This is a genomic window from Halobacillus halophilus, from assembly GCF_020171985.1.
Taxonomy (GTDB): domain Bacteria; phylum Bacillota; class Bacilli; order Bacillales; family Halobacillaceae; genus Halobacillus; species Halobacillus halophilus_A.
This window is the reverse complement of the sequence record NZ_JAIVAL010000003.1, coordinates 311,404-328,122: the sequence shown is the minus strand read 5'-3', so window position 1 is coordinate 328,122 and position 16,719 is coordinate 311,404. Positions and strand designations below refer to the sequence as shown.

Sequence of the window (16,719 nt, the reverse complement as noted above, 5' to 3'; positions counted from 1 at the left end):
CTTAACTGAGATATTTTCCGAACATCGGCATGCGCTTCAGTGTCTCACGATCGATGGCCTTTAAGACATACAGGCACCCGATATACGCGATACCGCCGACCACGATGGCAAGCAGGGAGTAGATAAGGGCTTCCCATCTTCCCCAGTCAGCCACGGAATAATATAGAACCGGCAATCCGACGAGGATCCCCATTACAAGAGAGGAGCCGATGATTTTCATGTCGCTCGTGGATAAGATGGTAAATGAGATGTATCTGACAATGAATAAGGTGTTCACGATGGCCAGAAGCACGTAGACAATCAGAGTAGAGAGACCGGCACCTTCAAGCCCCAGCCATCCAACGAGCCACAGGTTGAGAAAGACTTTACTAATCACTCCGGCGATAATAATGATTGCCGCTTTTCGAGCAAAATCAAGACCCTGCAGAATACCGGTACCTACAATCGTAAGCGAAGTGAACACAGAGCTTACGCCGAGTATCGCGATGACGTAGCTGCCTTCTGCATTCGTGAACAGGGCGACGTTTAACGGAATAGCGAGAGCGGCGAGTCCCATTGCTGCCGGCCAAGAAATCAGATTCGTAAGCCGGTGGGTTACTTCAATCGTGGAGCGCATATCGGCTCGATCGCCTTCCTTTTTCTTCGCGGTCAGCAACGGTACGAGCGGAAGAATAATGGATGTCGCAAACACCGTGGCAATCTGGACGAGAGACAAGCCGCGCCCATAAATTCCGTACAGGTACGTAATGGAAGGGGATGCCTCTCCATGATGTCGGTCCAGACTAAACGGGATCGTAAACGAATCGACAAAATTAAGCAAAGCCATTGTCACGGTACCAATGGCGATCGGAATAGAAATCCGGAGAATGGTGCGGCTCCACGTTTTGAAATCGTGTATCGAATAGGATGTGCTTTTTTGAATACGCTGCGGAGATTTTACATACGTGAAGCGCAAGTAGATGAACGACGCGATCACTCCGAACAGAGATCCCGCCATGATCCCTCCAGCAATCCATTCATTGGAGAAGGACAGGCGAGTCAATATGTATGCGATAAGCAATACAAGCGCTGCACGGAAGAATTGCTCGAGCACCTGGGAAATCGCGGTCGGATTCATTTGATCAAAGCCTTGGAAATAACCCCGGTAAACAGCCATATACGGAGCGATTAACAGTCCGGTCGCAACTAGCAGCAGGGCTGGTTCGGTTTCCGGTCCTCCGAGTAACTCACTGATAGGAGAAGAGAATACAGCGATCAGGGTAAAACTGACCAAACCAAATAAAAGACCGAGAATACTAGCGGTCACGTAGATGCGTCGAATATGTAAGTGGTTTTCTTCCGTACGGGCTTCCGCAATCAATTTGGAGATGGCAAGTGGAATGCCGGCGACGGATAAGATAAGCGTGACCATATAGACGGGATAGACCAGGGTGAAGATTCCAAGCACTTCGTCCCCGGCAATATTTTGGAGTGGAATACGGAATAAGCTGCCCAGTATCTTCGAGAACAGGGCAGCCAGAGTTAAGATGAAGGTGCTTTTTAAAAAGGTTGATTGACTCATAAGGAACGCTTCACTTTTTGACGAATGACGTGGTATGAAAACCGGGGAAGAGCAAGCATTCTTTTCCAGCGTGTCGGCTGCTGCAGAAGCCGGTAAAACCATTCGAGGTTTTTGTTCTGCCAGCTGAGCGGAGCTCGTTTTACTTTACCTGCGATGACGTCAAAGCTGCCGCCGACACATAGGAAGACACCTTTATTAAACTGGTCAATATGCTCTGCGATCCAGTTCTCCTGCTTAGGAGCCCCCAGAGCGACAAAGATGAGATCTGGTGAACTTTGCATTATTTCCTCGGAAATAGTGTTATGATTCCAGTCGAAATATCCATCATGAGAGCCGACGACCTGGATGTGAGGATAGAACTGTTCGATATGTTTCTTCACTTCCTCCAAAGTATCCCGTTGGGCTCCCAGCAGATAAATCCGGTAATGGTTCAGGTCGGCTAACTTTAGCATCTCGATCATAACATCATATCCCGTCACTCGTTCAGGGAGGGTTTGACCTAATAGACGGGAGGCTTTCACAATACCAATACCGTCTGCGGTTATGTATGTAGCACGGTGAAGACTTTTCATATAAGCCTCTTCTTGATTGGCGCGCATGACAATTTCGGGATTCGCGGTTATGACGAAAGATTTTTCGTGTTTTTGTATATGCTGATTCAGCTGTTCGACAAGTGTCGAATGGTTCGTTATTGAGAATGGAACACCCAAAATGTTAACGTGCTTCATGATATGATGAGACTCCTTTAATTTACACATTCCTACCCCCTTAATATAACATAAAAAAGGAGCAACCATATAGCGGTTGCTCCTTTGTAATGGGAATGAAATCATTCACTAAGCGGTAAATTTCTGAGACTATTTCCATAGGCGGAGTAGCCATGGCTGTAAACAAACGCATTCTCATAGGTGCTGGATTCGAAATTTTTTGGCGAAATTTGATACCACGTACCCAGACCGTCGGTTTCGCTCACAATTTGTACGGTCTCGCCTGCTTTAGGAAGCGTATAAAGTTTTTCAGCTCCTGCGTCAGCTTCGGCACGCACATTTACATAGGTGGTAATTGTTTCAGCAAGATCGTACGCTGCATTTTCTTTCGGTGTACCATATTTACGGCTTAAGTACGAATCGGCACGGTACATATGGCCGGCAATTTTCTGTCCCCAGTACACATCAGAAGCGTAATACACGTTCATCCCTGAGCTCTTATTGCCGAGATGAGCACCTCTTGCTTTCCACGAATTGGAGTCAAAGTAGCCGGGCACGATGAATTCAGAAGCTGCAGCCAGAATTCCTTTTTCATAGCTTTCGTACGTCCAGGCATCTTCGTAAGGGTTACCGTCATTGGCACCAATTCCGAAGAGATTGTTTTTGTCGCGGGCAATTTTACTTTTACCCCAATTACTTTCGTGAATGGCATGCGCCAGCAGGTAAAGAGCATTTGTTCCGTGCAGTTCCTCTGCTTTCTTGAAAGCATCTCCAGTTCCAATCAGCGGGCTGTCCGGTACTTCAGAAGCGATAAATTCATCGAGCTGATCTCCGGTATAAGAGGTTTTGGTATAAAGAGGCATGCGGTTGAAGTATTGATGGGCTTCGCCTGCTTTACTTCCATCTTCGGTGTAGAAGGTGCTGCCGTTATAGCTGTAATACTTCTCGCCCGTCTTCATGAACGACGGTGCTGCGCCGTATTTATAAGCAGCCGATCCTTCTGTAAGAGAATTATAGATTCTGTGATACAGATCTCCATCCTTCTCGTAGTAATAAGAGCGATCTTTGACCAAGTGATGCGGCGTGAGGTTTATCTTACCGGCATCCACATAGCCCGTAGTATCTGCTAGCTTAATCTTCAAGGTATCTTCGTTGATCTCCAGTAATTCCACTTCAACACCGGACGTCATATATGTAAGCGAACGACTTAAATCACTAGAATCGTAGAGAACCGTGTAGGCATTGGATACGGCATTTCCTTCATTCATCCACACAATGTTATTTCCTTTCAATACGACTTGATCATCATCAGCGTTGCTGACGGCTTCTTCATAGGTTTCATAGTCATCCTGAACGACTGGATCCTGATCGGGAGACAAGCTGACCACTTTATAATCCAGCTCTTTCGGAGGTTCCAACACGTTCATTAACCGGTTGATAACGGCTGCCGTTTCTCCGCGTGACGTTTCGTCTTTAGGAGCAAAGAACAGCGTACCGTCTGCATGCTGCTTTCCGCTGATAATCTCCAGGTACGTTAATCTTTCCACGGATTCGACCGCGTAATTCGAAATCTCTTCATTATCGGCAAAAGCTAAAGGCTTTCGTTCTGAGACGACGTTTTTCGCCTTGGCTGCATTAATCATCATCATCGCCATGTCCTGTCTGGTGATAACCTTGTTTGGTTGGAAGTCTCCACCCGGGTAACCATTGACCAGCCCATTATTATAGGCGATCATAATCGGCTCGAAATACCAGTCATCAGGTTCGACATCTGTGAAATATTCCTCCGGTAATTCTCCATCACCCATCTGTAGGTCTAACGCCCCGTTAAGGAAAACGGTAAACTCTGCTCGCGTGACCGAGTTACTAGGTCTATAGGTACCGTCATCATATCCACTCATGATCCCGGCTTCAATCAAAGCACGCAGATCATCTTCGAATGGGGTTCCTGTAATATCATCTTCCGCAAAAGCTGTCGAGACCACTGAGGTTAAAGCTAAAAATACGACAAAAATCGACATGATTACCTTCTTCATTCATCACCCTCCTAAATTCATTCTTTCCTAATCTATCAGAATAAATTGGAAATGAATAGGTGAAAAAGAAAGTTTTAGAAATTTTGAGAAGGTAAAAAAGGCTTAGAATCAAGGTTTCCTACCCCGTGTAAATTTATTTAAAACTTTTTTTAAGCATCTTTTACAATAAATGAGACTATTTTACTATAAAACTTCTACCGACAGGTTTCGATATTAGTAAAGACGTGCCGGTAGTAATTAATACAATTTTTGACATAGCAATCACTCAACCAGTTCGAACATCGAAATAAGGAGGAAATGCGATAACCGATAGATTCTAGCAATGGTCTCTCTGTCCCTCTCTGACAATGGTTTACTAAATTATTTAAGAAGGAGCATGTTGAATATGTTGAGAAAAGTCTGCAGTCTGCTGTTTGCCCTGATCGTAATGACATTCGTTACCATTCAATCGACGGATAAGGTGTATGCGGCCTTAACGGATATCCCGGACAAATATGCCAGTGAGATCAATTACTTAATCCAGCAGGAAATTATTTTTGGTTACCCGGATGATACGTTTAAACCGAAAAATGCGGTTACCCGTCAGGAAGCTGCAACGATGATTGGAAGATCGCTGGATTTAGAGAACAATCGTCAAAATACGGTCTTCCCAGATGTGACAGAGGAACATTATGCTTCCGGATACATAGCAGCAGCTGCTGAAGAAGGAATTATCAGTGGATATGCTGACGGAACATTTCATCCCAATGAAAAAGTAACACGCGCTCAAATGGCCACATTGATCGCCAGAGCATTTGACTTAAACGAAACGAGCAGCCACTCGTTTACAGACGTATCAAAGAGTGCCTGGTATTACACCCCGATTAATAAAGTAGCTACTGCGAAAATTACCGTTGGCTATCCAGACGGTACATTCAAGCCAGGCAAGGATATTACGAGAGAAGAATTCTCTGTTTTAATGGCACGTGCCATGGACGGGAATGTTGATTCAGTAGGCCAGGAGTCAGAGCCTGAACCAGACCGTACCGAAACGGTCATTGGTGAGAAAATGGTTACCACAGATGGTTTGAATGTACGTAAAGGACCAGGAACTAGCTATGATGTAGTTGGAAAATACTCCGATGGCGAGGAAGTAAAAGTCCATGAAGAAGAAGGAAGCTGGAGATACGTTTCCGGCGATGGTATAGAAGGGTATGTACATAGTGCCTACTTAGCCGATATTCCAAAACCAGTCATCGCTGAAAAAATTGTAACAACGGATAACTTAAATGTAAGAAAAGGACCAGGCGTTAGCTACGATATCGTTGGAAAGTACTCCGATAATCAGGAAGTTGACGTGCATGAAGCGGATGGAGACTGGAGACTGGTTTCCGGAAATGGCATAGAAGGATATGTACATAGTGCTTACTTAGCTGACATTCCGAAGCCTGTTATTGCTGAAAAAATTGTAACGGCCGATTCTTTAAATGTACGTAAAGGACCAGGAACCAGCTACGACGTGGTTGGACAGTTTACTACCGGAGAAGCGGTGGACGTTCATAAAGAAGAAGGAAGCTGGAGACTGGTTTCCTCAGGAAGTGTGGAAGGTTACGTTCACGAAGCGTATTTAACGGACAAACCAAGTGTAAATCGCACCGTAGCTATTGATGCCGGACATGGCGGGCATGACCCGGGTGCTTCTGGACACGGAATGCTCGAAAAAGACTTAGTGCTGGATGTAGCCCTTAAAGTAAGAGATTACTTGAAGGATACAGGCATTGACGTAAAAATGACCAGGGACAGCGATTATTACCTGACACTTGGCGGACGCGTTGATAAGGCGGAAAGATTAGGATCCGATACCTTTGTCAGTATTCACGCGAACTCCTTCATGGAAAGTGCTAACGGAGTAGAAACTTACTATCATGCTTATGGGTTAAATGATCGTGAGTATAAGAGCCTAAAACTTGCTACCTATATTAATGAGAGACTCTATCGTGAAATGGATATGAGTAATCGCGGCGTAAAAAATGCGAACTTCCAGGTGATCAAATATACTAGTCTACCATCTGTATTGACGGAAATCGGCTTTGTTACGAATGATGAGGATGCGGCCAAGCTGAAAACGCAAAATTATCGTCATAAAGCAGCCAAAGCTATTGCAATGGGGATTGTAGAATATTACAATTGGAGAGAATAATAATGTAAGAGCGGCCAAATTTTGGTTCGCTCTTTCAATTATTTGTCAGCAGTGAGCACTTTGGAGGAGGAAGATCTATTGAAAAAGTTAATGGTTGTCATGGTGTTACTGGTTTCAGGGGCTTTGGGTACGCCTTCTGCTTCTCTGGCAGCTTCTGATCAAGATTCAGAAGGGGGAAAAATGGAGCGCGTGGTGATTCAGTATAAGGAAGAAATTGATTTAAATGTACTGAAGAATATCCCGCACACCATTCATTACCGTTATGATTCTCTTAATTCTGTAGCGGTAACGATACCAGGCAATAAGATTTCTGAGTTGAAGGGTGAAACTGCAGTCAAATCAATTGAAGAAGACGGCCAAGTACAGGTAAGTTTCCAGGAATCTTCCTGGGGAACTGAGACAGTGAAAATGAATCAATCAAGATCTATGGGGCTGTCGGGCGAGGGGATTAAAATTGCTATCCTGGATACCGGGATTGCAAGTAAACATCCTGATTTGAATGTAGCCAAAGGAATCAGCTTTGTGCAAGGTACCAAGGGTTATGAAGATGATAATGGTCACGGAACACACGTTGCTGGAATTATCGCCGCCCAGGATAACGAGATTGGCACCATAGGCATCGCTCCTGATGCCGAGATTTATGCGGTGAAAGTGCTCGACGAAAAAGGAAACGGAATGAATTCAGAAGTTGTGGCCGGTATTGATTGGGCCATTGATCAAGATGTAGATATTATTAATTTAAGTCTCACATCCTGTAAACCTTCTGATCTCACAAAAAATGCAATTAAGAAAGCTAGAAATGCAGGGGTACAAGTCGTAGCGGCTGCAGGTAACAAAGATGTATGCGTATCTGAAAATATTGATGACATTCTTTATCCGGCACGCTTTCCAGAAGTCGTGAGTGTAGGCGCTGTTACGAAGAAGCTGGATGGTTCAGATTATACGTATGATGGACCTTCTCTTGATTTCACAGCTCCTGGCGCAAGAATAGAAAGTACTTATATTACAAACGATGAATATCCAACCGGCTATGCAACCATGAGTGGATCTTCAATGGCCGCGCCGCATGTAACGGGAGTGCTTGCCCTCTATCATCAACTATTCCCTGAGTTGTCCAACTCAGAGATAGAGTCCCTTCTTGCTGCTAACTCTCTTGATAAAGGAGCAGCTGGGAAAGACAATACTTACGGATACGGGGTTGCGCAAGCGCCAACCACACCTTTTAAAGATTTTGACAGAAGTCATTGGTACAGCAGTGCTGTTGAAAACCTTTCACTAGGAAACTTAATTAGTGGTTATGCCGATGGCACGTTTAAAGCGAAACGATCCATTACGCGAGAAGAAGCCGTAGCCATGGTAGGGCGTGCGCTGCAGCTGAATGGAGAAGAAAGAGCGACGGATTTCCCTGACGTAAGTCCAGGTTCATTCGGTTCCGGCTATATTTCTGCCGGTACTTCTTCAGGATTCATCTCCGGTTATACGGATGGAACATTCCGTCCGAAGCAGGCCATTAACCGTGCAGATGTAGCGATGATTATTGATCGTGCGTTTAATGTGGAAGGATCTTCTTCTGAAAGATTCAGTGATGTGAGGGAAGATGCTTACTATTATGAAAGTGTGAATGATTTGAAAGCAGCGGGATTCATTTCCGGCTATCCTGATGGAACGTTCCATCCTTCAAATGAAATTACACGTGCTGAGTTTTCTCTGATTCTTTCGAATGTGATGAATCAATAGTTTGCTAGATTACGAGTGTATAAAGCAGAAAACCCTGAAACCTTCTTATAGGTTTCAGGGTTTTTTTATGGTTCCAGCTGTTACCTCCTGGTTTTTCAGATAATCCCCCAGTAACAAAGCTACCTTCTATCTGAATGACGGTAGTGCTCTTTACGCCAGAGCATAAAACCTAATTGACCGATCGTGCTGCCTATAAAGATTCCGATAAAAGAAGGCCCATCCACTTCAAATCCGTTTAAGATATAAGAGACCATACCGCCTAGTAGTCCACAAATAACTGGATAGAGGATAAGTTTCCATTTGCCCAACATAAAACACTTCCTTATTGTATAGAGGGCACCTGTGCAATATCATTCCAGGAATCCTTCTCCTAACTGACGGTGCGAATAAAAATTATGAATCTGCCTCTCTATTTTCTCTCCATAATCTTTCTTTATTTGGTTTCGTATCATCCAACAAAAAACCAGCCCAGTTCAGTTCTAGTTTATCGGTCGTTTCCTGCCAGTATAGAAGGCGATTATAGTAATCATTGATCTTGCCGCTCACTGGTCCGTGAAAGTGATCTTTCCCGTATTTATGAACCATGGATGTTAATTCGTAAATGGGCAGGCCTAAAGCGTGTGTTTCCACATGTACCGTTGCTCCAGCATGACCAATTGCCTGACATAAAGTGCCGTATTCAAGGTCATCGATTTCTTTTGCAACGGCATGAGAGTCTAAGATCGCCCTCTTGGCTATGGGCATTTTAATGTCACCTCTTGCCCATTCCTCACAACGCTCTAAACAGGTCCTTGGCCGCCGTTCATCGGGATATTTGGCTTCAAATTGAGCTAAAGGTAATTTTGCGCAATCTAACGCCCAAAGGACGAGAGTTCTATGATTCTGGAGTTGAATAAGTTCTTTTAATTCTTGCAAACACTGGCTATCACGTGAAAACAATAGTTTGTTTCTTTTCTTTATTTTCACTTCTACATCGGAAAACATTCGCCTTAAGCCCCTTTCTCCTACTGATTATTTAACGGTACGGCTCTTTAATCATAAAAAATTATTATATCCGTGAATAAAGCTCTTAGTTAATTACTAAAGTATAGCTTGTTTTTAAAAGAGCAAGCAAATCTATTATGGAAGTTCAAAAATCGATTTAAATTTAAAAATATCAATCTTTTCTTGAATTCCGGTAAAAAAATTGTAAAATTTTAAGATTTTAGAGGAATTTTATGGACAATCGTGTAAGATTTATAGTGTAGGGCTTTTTATCAAATGGGGGAGGAAAGTAGAGTACATATAGACTATTTGCCACGGTCGTTCAATAGAAAGCCAGATTTATAAATTGAAGGAGGAGTTTCATAAAAATGAAAAAGCTACATAGCAAGTTTGTTGTATCTTCCATGGGTGCCGCTCTAGTAGCGTCCGCTTTAACTCCAGCTGTTAGTATTTCCGCAGAAGAAATATTCCCGGATGTCCAGGAGGATCATCCCTATTATGAAGTCATTCACCAGCTGGCAGACGCCGGCGTTGTAAAAGGGTATGAAGACGGGACGTTCCGTTTAGGGAACTCGGTTACGCGGGCGGAAGCTTCTCTTATGCTTGCCAAAATTCTGGATCTGAATCTGGATGCCGATCCGGCTCCTTATCCAGACGTTAACCAGGACCACTGGTATGCGGATGCGGTTAATGCCCTTCATGAATCTGGAATTATCCACGGGATGGACGATGGCACTTTTGCTCCACAAGCCAAAATGTCCCGTGCTGAATTTGCGCAGATTATTATGGAAGCCTATGAAATTGAACCGGAAGAAGCCGGCCATCCCTTCAAGGATGTAGAGGAAGGCGAATGGTATGAAACGGCTATTGAAACGCTTTATGCTAATGGTTTAATTGTAGGACAGGATGAAAACCATTTCGGTCCTGATGCGGATGTGAAGCGTGGAGACTTCGCCTGGCTTCTAGCGAATACAGACTATGAATTTGGCACAAAACTGCCGAAGCCATCGGATTTCGATCTTTCGCTTATGCACACCAACGACACGCATGGTCACTTAGAAGATGTGGCTAAACGCGTGACAGCGGTTGAAGAAGTACGTGCTGAAAATCCGGATGCACTATTGCTGGATGCAGGAGACGTGTTCTCAGGTACGCTGTATTTTAATGAATTTAAAGGTCAGGCCGATCTGGAATTTATGAATATGATGGACTATGATGCGATGACTTTCGGTAACCACGAATTCGATCTTGGTTCCTCTGCGGAAGGACATCAGGCACTCTCTGAGTTTGTAGAAGGAGCAGAATTCCCGTTTGTCAGCTCGAATGTTAATTTTTCTCAAGATGAGAATATGAGAGGGCTGTATAACAGCTACATCAGTAAGTATCCACGTAACGGTGAGATCTACAATAGCCTTGTGAAGGAAATTGACGGGGAAGAAGTGGGGATCTTCGGTTTAACCACAGCGGAAACAGCGGATATCTCAAGCCCTGAAGATGTTACATTTGATAACTACATTCAAACGGCGGAAGAGCGTGTAAGAGCTCTTGAAGCTTTAGGCGTAGACAAGGTAATCGCACTGACGCACCTTGGTTTCAATGATAATCCGGCTTATGATAATGATCAGCTGCTGGCGGAAGTGGACGGCATCGATATTATTGTCGGCGGACACAGCCACACGAGCTTAGACGAAGCGGTTGAAGTAACCACAGATGAAAATGGCGATCCGAAAGATCCAACCATTATCGTACAAGCTGGTCAGTACGGAGGAAACCTTGGTACGCTGGATGTTGAATTCGATGAAGATGGTGTCGTAACGGATTATTCCAGCGAGCTGATTGATGTTTCTGAGAAAGAAGCAGATCAAGAAGCGGCAGAAGCCCTGAAGAAATACTCCGATGACATAGAGGAGCTTGAGAACGAAGAAAGCGGAGGAGTTGCGGCAGACGAATTCCCGAATCCACGTCTGGGTGACGGTGGAACGGTAAGTGTCCGTAACAGCGAGACGGCACTAGGCGATTTGATTGCGGATGGCATGCTGGATAAAGCGAAGGAATACAATGATGATGTTGTAGCGGCCTTCCAAAACAGCGGTGGTATCCGTACTTCTATTGACAAAGGACCAATCACGCTTGGTGAAATCCTAACCGTGATGCCTTTTGGTAATACGCTTGCGACTATGGAATTAACAGGAGCCGAAATTAAGACAGCTCTTGAGCGCAGTGTAGGCCAGGTGCCTGAAGAAAATGGCGGATTCCTGCAAGTATCCGGATTGAACTTCAAGTATGACAGCTCAAAAGAGGCTGGCAATCGCGTACAGGAAGTGAAAGTCAATCAGGATGGTACGTGGGAAACGTTAAACGACGGTGATATGTACACAATCGCAACCAACGCTTTCACAGCTAAAGGCGGCGATGGGTACGACGTATTTGCCCAGGCGTATGACGATGGTGACGTAACCGATCTTGGTCTTTCCGACTGGGAAGTATTCAGAGACTATGTAGCTGAACAGGGTACGGTCACACCTACTACTGACAATCGTATCGTAGATGTGAACAACGACGATAACGATAGTGACTGATCATAAGGAAATAGAATAAACCAAAAACCCGTAACGATCACAACATCGATCGTTACGGGTTTTTTCTGGTTGAGGATTGCTGTTGTTATAAATTTCCACCTCAGGTCATCCAGAATCTGGATGACCTGAGGTGGAAGGATTTGGATTCATTAGTCGCTTTTATTTCTTCTTGGATTTTTTCTTTAGTTTTTCTAATTTTTCTTTGGCTTGTTTGCGGCGTTCGGCCGTTTCCTGTTCCAGCACTTGATAGTCCTTGCCATGACCGAGATCGGCGGGTTCTACCAGATCTCCTTCTTTGGCATGGGAAGGCATACGTTCGATAGGAATCAGTTTCTCGTTAAATTCATTTCCTTTTTCTAAGAGAACGGCTTTGCCGTTTTCAAAACGATCAATGGTATAACGCATGGATCATTCACCTCAAAGTGTAATTTGCGGCTTGATTTCTTCAAGCGTAGCTTCTCCGATATAACTTACTTCGAGCAGCTCTTCGTAGGTTTGGAAATCACCGTACGTGTCACGATATTCGATGATATTCCCGGCAATGGTCGGGCCGATGCCGTTAACCTCCTGCAGCTCTTCGAATCCTGCCTTATTCACATTAATCAATCCAGGAGTTTCCCCGTCATTGTCACCATTATGACCATCATCCTGCTCAGCTATACAAGGGTCGCTGCCATCGAAGATCGAAGCGTCCACGTCGTAGCTGTTTCCGGTAGAGGTAATCGTAATGTCCCCTTCGTCGCACGTAGAGTAAAGATCAACGTCCGCCCGCCACAAACGGTCCACTACGTCAGAGTCCGGATGGCCGTAAGAGTTCTCTCCATAGGATAAGATCCCCACTTCAGGCTGTACTTCATCCACGAATTCATCCGAAGTGGACGTTGAAGCACCATGGTGGCCGACTTTTAATATTTCAGCTTCCAGATTGTAAGCCGGCAGCATTTCTTCCTCATTTTCAATGGTAGCGTCTCCCGTTAGTAAGAAGTCCACTTCTCCATGAGTGACCTTTAATACAATCGAAGATTCATTGTTATCACTAGAAGATTCTTCACTGTTCATCACTTTCATACTCATATCTTCATAGGATAGAACTTCGCCTTCAACAGCCGTATCAAAAGGAATGTCCTTCTCATCGATCAAGTCCAGGTATTCCATGTACGTATCAGTGGTGTGGTATTTGCCGCTGTCGAGCACTTGCTTCACGTCCATGGTTTCCAGCACATCGATCAAACCGCCGATGTGATCGGCATCCGGGTGCGTAGCAACCATTAAATCAATCGTGTCGATCCCTGCAGATGCTAAGTAATCCACCACTTCCTGCCCGGCTGATTTACGTCCGCCATCAATCAGGATGGTCTGGCCGGATGGTGTCTCAAGCAACGTGCTGTCACCCTGGCCGACATCGATGAAATGAGCAGTCATATCATCGAGAGGACGTAGATTTTTGTTCACGGTGTACGAAAGCACAACGGAGAATTCAGCACGGTTTATGGATCTATCCGGGCGGAACGTGCCGTCTGTATAACCATTAATAATGCCCTGAGACGCCAGGTCTTTAATAGCGCCGGTCGACCAGTTATCCCCAACATCTGAGAAAAAGACATTTTCTCCGTAATTTCGTTTGACGTTATAAGCGCGGTCGATTAAAAAGGCAGCTTCATTCCGTTTAATATTCGCGTCCGGTTTGTACGTTCCATCCGGGTAGCCGGACACTAAGCCTTTTTGAGCGGCTACGGCAATCGCATTATAGTAAATACTGTCTCTGCTTAAATCATAGAATCCGGGATCTTCCTGAGCTTCGGCATTCGGGTACAAGTCGTTGACGAGCATCATCGCGGCCTGTGCACGAGTGATCGGATCCTTGGGACCGAAGTATCCGTTCCCGTATCCATTAATAATCCCTTCGTTACTTAAATAGGTGATTTCTTCTTTCGCCCACGGCGTTTGATCCAGGTCGCGGAAAGCATCTTCCGCCTCAGCGGGCTGCGTCGTTAAAGCTGTAACCAAAAGGAAAGCAGCTAAAAACGTCATCCAATTTCTCATTATGCGTACCTCCTAGTTGTTTAGTCTTACCATACTAGGAATCTAGTCTATTGAAAAGGGTTTGCAACAAAACTGCCAAATATACCCACCTCAGGTCTCCCAGATCCTGGGAGACCTGAGGTGGAAGGAGGTGGTAATTGACAGGTTAGGGGTATTTTGTAGTGGTTTGTTCTGGGACTATATTCTTTCGTATCCAATTAATGTTACAATCAGGTTACAAATGCTGATAGATTAGTAGGAGGAATTGGATGAAGAAACGCACGAAGTATTCGATTACATCGATGATGATCAGCCTGACCCTTGTGGCCCCGACGCTCACAGGTATAGCTCCATCATCACCGGTCCAGGCAGAAGAAAGAATGAAAGAGATTCCGGTAGAGGAACTCACAAAAGGAAAAGCCCAGACTTCCAAACCGGAGGAGCAAGCTTCCTTCGAGAAGGATGACAGACCCGTCAAACAAGTACATAAGAAAGAGCGCTCCAAAAGCTCCAAGCAAGTCGAAGACGTTAATCTGAAAGATGTACATAACCGTGGTATCTTAATTGAAGTGAAAGAGTCTTCCTCGTTTTTAACAGACGCCTATGAAGTCAACGAAGGGCCTCTGTCTGAAGCGCTCAAGCGGCGTCATTTCCGCCTGCTTGAAGTGAAGAAGGACGCGGATTATCATCAGGTGCTGCAGCAGTTAAAAGATGCCCCGTCAGTACTTACGGCCGACCCGGATTACATAAGTGAATCATCCTACGTACCTTCCGATCCCGAGTATTCAGGACAGTATCAGTATGATGACATGAACATGGAGAAGGCATGGAATGTGACGCGGGGTTCTTCCGATACAACCGTTGCGGTACTGGATACCGGCGTCTATAAGTATCACGAAGACCTTCAGGGCACCGTGCTGCCAGGTTATGATTTTGTGAATAATGATGCGAATCCAGACGACAATCACGGACACGGCACGCATATCGCCGGATTGATCGCGGCGAATTTTAATGACATGGGCATTGCAGGACTTGCTCCGGACACCAAGATTCTTCCGGTCAAAGTAGGCGACTATGAAGGGAAATTCAGCGATTCCGACGTGTTAGCCGGCATTTACTACGCGATCGACAAGGGAGTCGATGTGATCAACATGAGTTTCGGAGCCTATCATCAGTCGGATGCCGAAGAACGCGCGCTTTGGGAAGCCTATAATGAAGGAATTGTTCTCGTGGCGGCCGCGTCCAATGATGGGATCCGGGATGCATCTTACCCAGCTTCCTATTTTCCAGTAATCAGTGTGGCAGCCACGGAGCGCTCCGGTTATCGGGCTGCGTTCTCCAATTACGGAACCTGGGTGGATTTAACAGCTCCCGGCGTTTATCTCACCAGCACGTCCTATATGGGCGGCTACTCAAGTATGAGCGGGACCTCCTTTTCAGCTCCGCTTGTAGCCGGCCTTGCCGCGATGATAAAAGGGGAGAACCCGGACTGGAATCCAGGTGAAATCGAATGGGCCATGGAAAAACATGCCCAAACCCCCAACGCAAGCAGGTGGGATGAAGCGTATGGATACGGCATTCCCGATGCATATGAAGTCGTCACTTCACAAGCGGTTGATTTAAGTGATGATGTCAGCAACAACCAGGGCAGCTCCTTCCATTTAGAAAAAGGAGAGCCGAAGCGCGAGAATCTCGACACGCCGAACGATTCCGACTGGTATGATTTCCGTGTGGATCATCCCACCACGGTGAGTGTCGACGTAACGAGCCGATCAGACAATGAAGATCTCGTCGTCGCCGTTTTCAACCGTTATGGCGAACGGCAGGTTTTTGATGGGGAGTGGAAGGGAAGCGGCGAATCGTTCACCTTTGAAGCAGACCCCGGTATGTACACGGTGATGGTGTATGACTATTACAACCACTGGTCCGATGAATCGTACGTTATGGAAGTCAACTGGCCGGACCATCCGTACAAAGACGAAGTCGTTTATGAACAGGAGCCGAATGAGTTCGCCTCGTCCGCAACGCCTCTCTCTTATGAAAAGGCGGCGGTCGGCACCTTTGACCCGGCCGACCTGGATTACTATAAAGTTGACTTCCCTTATGCAGGCAGCGTCGATGTCACCCTTGCCTCAAGTGCAGCCGCCTCACACATCGACCCGGAGGTGACGGTCGCGGCTTACGATCAGGATGGAAATATGCAGACGATAGAAGCGGCGGCTCAGCAATCCGAGCAGGACGGGGTAACCTATCTTACCGCCACGATTGAAAAAATCACGCGCGGTCCTTATTATCTGATTGTAAAGAACGGGACCGGAGAAGCTGATAGGAATGAAAACTACGTATTGAGCATGGAATATAATGAAAAAACATTCCCGGATGTTACCGGCACGTGGGCCGAACCTTATGTCAGCTACCTGTCCAGGGAAAACCTGATGACGGGGTACCCGGACGGAACATTTGGTTTCTATGATCCAATCACCCGCGCGGGAGCGGCGACGATGATTGCCCGTGAACTGGACCTTCCTCGGCAAGAAGCGGACTTTCCGGATGTACCGGACCATCACTGGGGAACCGAATATATCGGGGCGCTGGCGGAAGCCGGAATACTCTCGGGTTATGAAGATGGCACGTTCCATCCGAATGGCACACTGACTCGAGCGGAGATGGCGACGCTTGTTGTTCGCGCTTATGAATTAACCGGGGAGAGTGCCAGCAGCTTCCCTGATGTAAAAGCGGATTCCTGGGCCGCCTCGTATATTGATACGCTTGTGGCAAACGACGTAATCAAAGGCTTTCCAGACGGTACCTATCGCCCGAATCAACCCATTAAGCGCTCTGAGTTTGCCGTTATTATGGCCAAACTCCTGAGTGACGAATTATAAAACCATAGCTAAAAGCCCCGGTCCGCCAT

General features: G+C 45.8%; 11 protein-coding genes. 4 read left to right on the top strand and 7 right to left on the bottom strand.

Annotated features, from left to right (window positions below; translation table 11 throughout):
* Position 1 precedes the first annotated feature (1 nt).
* The 3 genes from LCM11_RS08460 to LCM11_RS08450 form a co-directional block, all read right to left on the bottom strand.
* On the bottom strand, positions 2 to 1,561 hold the full coding sequence (locus LCM11_RS08460; protein ID WP_224893808.1) for a polysaccharide biosynthesis protein: 1,560 nt from the start codon (positions 1,559 to 1,561) through the stop codon (positions 2 to 4).
* Positions 1,558 to 2,319, bottom strand: coding sequence for a WecB/TagA/CpsF family glycosyltransferase (locus LCM11_RS08455; RefSeq protein ID WP_224893807.1), 762 nt, complete (start codon positions 2,317 to 2,319; stop codon positions 1,558 to 1,560). The genes LCM11_RS08460 and LCM11_RS08455 overlap by 4 nt, the downstream gene beginning before the upstream one ends.
* Before the next feature lie 71 nt (positions 2,320 to 2,390).
* Positions 2,391 to 4,304 carry an S-layer homology domain-containing protein gene (locus LCM11_RS08450; RefSeq protein ID WP_224893806.1) on the bottom strand — a complete coding sequence of 638 codons (1,914 nt, stop codon included), beginning with the start codon at positions 4,302 to 4,304 and terminating at the stop codon, positions 2,391 to 2,393.
* A gap of 385 nt (positions 4,305 to 4,689) precedes the next feature.
* On the opposite strand from LCM11_RS08450, the gene LCM11_RS08445 reads away from it, so the two are divergent.
* Both LCM11_RS08445 and LCM11_RS08440 read left to right on the top strand, forming a co-directional pair.
* Complete coding sequence (locus LCM11_RS08445; protein WP_224893805.1) at positions 4,690 to 6,483, top strand: N-acetylmuramoyl-L-alanine amidase; 1,794 nt, start codon at positions 4,690 to 4,692, stop codon at positions 6,481 to 6,483.
* 78 nt (positions 6,484 to 6,561) lie between these two features.
* Complete coding sequence (locus tag LCM11_RS08440) at positions 6,562 to 8,220, top strand: S8 family peptidase (protein WP_224893804.1); 1,659 nt, start codon at positions 6,562 to 6,564, stop codon at positions 8,218 to 8,220.
* A 119-nt stretch (positions 8,221 to 8,339) separates the two neighbouring features.
* On the opposite strand, the gene LCM11_RS08435 is transcribed toward LCM11_RS08440, so the two are convergent.
* Together LCM11_RS08435 and LCM11_RS08430 are read right to left on the bottom strand one after the other, a co-directional pair.
* Positions 8,340 to 8,528: a hypothetical protein gene (locus LCM11_RS08435; protein ID WP_224893803.1), complete on the bottom strand. Its 189-nt coding sequence runs from the start codon at positions 8,526 to 8,528 to the stop codon at positions 8,340 to 8,342.
* Positions 8,529 to 8,613: 85 nt separating this feature from the next.
* The gene (locus tag LCM11_RS08430) at positions 8,614 to 9,204 is read right to left on the bottom strand and encodes a putative immunity protein (RefSeq protein WP_224893802.1); all 591 of its coding nucleotides are present in this window, start codon (positions 9,202 to 9,204) and stop codon (positions 8,614 to 8,616) included.
* Between the two features lie 368 nt (positions 9,205 to 9,572).
* Between LCM11_RS08430 and LCM11_RS08425 the strand changes: the two genes are divergently transcribed.
* Positions 9,573 to 11,783, top strand: a complete 2,211-nt coding sequence (locus tag LCM11_RS08425) for a 5'-nucleotidase C-terminal domain-containing protein (RefSeq protein ID WP_224893801.1) — start codon at positions 9,573 to 9,575, stop codon at positions 11,781 to 11,783.
* A gap of 159 nt (positions 11,784 to 11,942) precedes the next feature.
* Here the strand turns inward: LCM11_RS08425 and LCM11_RS08420 are convergent, their stop codons facing one another.
* Both LCM11_RS08420 and LCM11_RS08415 read right to left on the bottom strand, forming a co-directional pair.
* Entirely contained in the window at positions 11,943 to 12,188 is a 246-nt protein-coding gene (locus tag LCM11_RS08420; protein WP_224893800.1) for a DUF3006 domain-containing protein, read from the bottom strand.
* Positions 12,189 to 12,200: 12 nt separating this feature from the next.
* Entirely contained in the window at positions 12,201 to 13,826 is a 1,626-nt protein-coding gene (locus LCM11_RS08415) for an S-layer homology domain-containing protein (protein WP_224893799.1), read from the bottom strand.
* Between the two features lie 248 nt (positions 13,827 to 14,074).
* On the opposite strand from LCM11_RS08415, the gene LCM11_RS08410 reads away from it, so the two are divergent.
* Complete coding sequence (locus tag LCM11_RS08410; RefSeq protein WP_224893798.1) at positions 14,075 to 16,690, top strand: S8 family serine peptidase; 2,616 nt, start codon at positions 14,075 to 14,077, stop codon at positions 16,688 to 16,690.
* Positions 16,691 to 16,719: the final 29 nt, after the last annotated feature.

Excerpts from the sequence above, each read along its gene's own strand:
- LCM11_RS08455 (WP_224893807.1), bottom strand. The coding sequence starts at position 2,319 with ATGTGTAAATTAAAGGAGTCTCATCATATCATGAAGCACGTTAACATT.
- LCM11_RS08415 (WP_224893799.1), bottom strand. The coding sequence starts at position 13,826 with ATGAGAAATTGGATGACGTTTTTAGCTGCTTTCCTTTTGGTTACAGCT.
- LCM11_RS08430 (WP_224893802.1), bottom strand. The coding sequence starts at position 9,204 with ATGTTTTCCGATGTAGAAGTGAAAATAAAGAAAAGAAACAAACTATTG.
- LCM11_RS08450 (WP_224893806.1), bottom strand. The coding sequence starts at position 4,304 with ATGAAGAAGGTAATCATGTCGATTTTTGTCGTATTTTTAGCTTTAACC.
- LCM11_RS08410 (WP_224893798.1), top strand. The coding sequence starts at position 14,075 with ATGAAGAAACGCACGAAGTATTCGATTACATCGATGATGATCAGCCTG.
- LCM11_RS08445 (WP_224893805.1), top strand. The coding sequence starts at position 4,690 with ATGTTGAGAAAAGTCTGCAGTCTGCTGTTTGCCCTGATCGTAATGACA.
- LCM11_RS08460 (WP_224893808.1), bottom strand. The coding sequence starts at position 1,561 with ATGAGTCAATCAACCTTTTTAAAAAGCACCTTCATCTTAACTCTGGCT.
- LCM11_RS08425 (WP_224893801.1), top strand. The coding sequence starts at position 9,573 with ATGAAAAAGCTACATAGCAAGTTTGTTGTATCTTCCATGGGTGCCGCT.
- LCM11_RS08420 (WP_224893800.1), bottom strand. The coding sequence starts at position 12,188 with ATGCGTTATACCATTGATCGTTTTGAAAACGGCAAAGCCGTTCTCTTA.